This is a genomic window from Arcobacter sp. (genome assembly GCF_050300555.1).
In the GTDB taxonomy this organism is placed as follows: Bacteria; Campylobacterota; Campylobacteria; order Campylobacterales; family Arcobacteraceae; genus Arcobacter.
This window is the reverse complement of record NZ_JBNKXY010000033.1, coordinates 1-1,436: the sequence shown is the minus strand read 5'-3', so window position 1 is coordinate 1,436 and position 1,436 is coordinate 1. Positions and strand designations below refer to the sequence as shown.

Below are 1,436 nucleotides of genomic sequence, written 5' to 3'. Positions count from 1 at the left end.
GTTGTAACTTTTTTTGTAATAGCTGGGGCATTTTGGTTTATATCTTTTTTGACTACTGAAATTAACGAAATCAAAGAGAAAAAAGAACAAGAGATTTCCATATTAACTGAAAAAGAGAAAAAACTTCAAGCTCAAAATCTTTTTTACTCTATGCAAATTAAGGGTAAAGTTCAAGATATTGAGGAGTTAAGTAGTAAACTAGATACTATAGAAGAGATTGTTGGGTTAAAAAGAGATTCCAATGAGCAAATATCTATTACAAAGGCTACTTTGACTAAAATAACACCAGCACAAAAAATGTATATGCTTTCAACTATACCAAATGGTAAGCCACTCGAACAAATACGAGTATCTGCTAGTTTTGGGTATAGAATACACCCTGTGACACATGAGAGAAAATTCCATAGGGGAATTGATTTAAGGGCACATCTTAAAACACCAGTATATGCAACAGCTGATGGTGTTGTGAGATATGTTCAATCAAGAGATAGTGGTGATTTTGGAAGAGTTATCATTATTGCACATAATTTTGGGTTTGAAACGGTTTATGCTCATTTAAAACAAACTAAGGTTAAACTTGGGGATGTGATAAAGAAAAACCAAGTTATTGGAATGACTGGAAATTCGGGACGAAGTACTGGTCCTCATCTACATTATGAAGTAAGATATGCAAGTATGGTTTTAAATCCAAGGGATTTTATTAATTGGGATTTAAAGAAGTATGAATCAATATTTGCTAAACAAAGGAGAGTAAAGTGGGAGTATTTAGTAAAGCTAATAAAGGAACATCACAAGCTGGGGCAACTGTAATTGCTAAAGGGACTTGTATAATTGGTGGAATTTCTACACAAGGTACAGTTCATATTGATGGTAAGTTTGAGGGTGTTATACTAGAAGCTGATGCGATTTCTATTGGAAAAACTGGCGAAGTAATTGGTGATGTTAAGGCAAACCATGTTGTTATTAGCGGTTTTTTTGATGGTAAAATAGATTGTAATATTATGCAAGTTTTATCTGCAGGAAAAGTTATTGGTGACTTTACTTATAATGATTTAATTATCGAAGAAGATGCTAAATTTGAGGGAAGAGTAAGTAGAAAAAATTCTGAACTTAAAAGTAGATATAACGAAATCGAAAATAGAATTGGTGGTTTTGTATCAAGTAAACAAGAAGATAGTCCGCATGCAAACCCAAGTACAGAAAAGATTAAATAAGCTTTACCAAGACAAAGAAAATATTGAAAAAGAGATAGCTCTTTTAGAAAAAGAGTTATATAAAAAAGAGTTAAATAAAGATGAAAAGATTGAATTATTTAAATCTTTATTTATATCTCGTCCTGATGTATACTTAAAAAAATGGGTTAGTAAAGACTCTACTAAAGAGTCTTATTTCCCCGTAACTAAAACTTTCCAAGGTGAGGATTACTTACCCCTTTT

At 31.6% G+C, this 1,436-nt stretch carries 3 protein-coding genes; all 3 read left to right on the top strand.

All coding sequences use genetic code 11. From position 1 onward, the window contains the following. Positions 1 to 810 (top strand): M23 family metallopeptidase (locus tag ACQY5W_RS12990; protein WP_428025397.1); only part of this gene is annotated, 810 nt, incomplete at its 5' end. After that, a complete protein-coding gene (locus ACQY5W_RS12985) occupies positions 756 to 1,214 on the top strand; it encodes a bactofilin family protein (protein ID WP_428025396.1) in 459 nt (152 codons plus the stop codon). The genes ACQY5W_RS12990 and ACQY5W_RS12985, both read left to right, overlap by 55 nt. Continuing rightward, positions 1,183 to 1,436 (top strand): TOTE conflict system archaeo-eukaryotic primase domain-containing protein (locus ACQY5W_RS12980; RefSeq protein WP_428025395.1); only part of this gene is annotated, 254 nt, incomplete at its 3' end. The genes ACQY5W_RS12985 and ACQY5W_RS12980, both read left to right, overlap by 32 nt.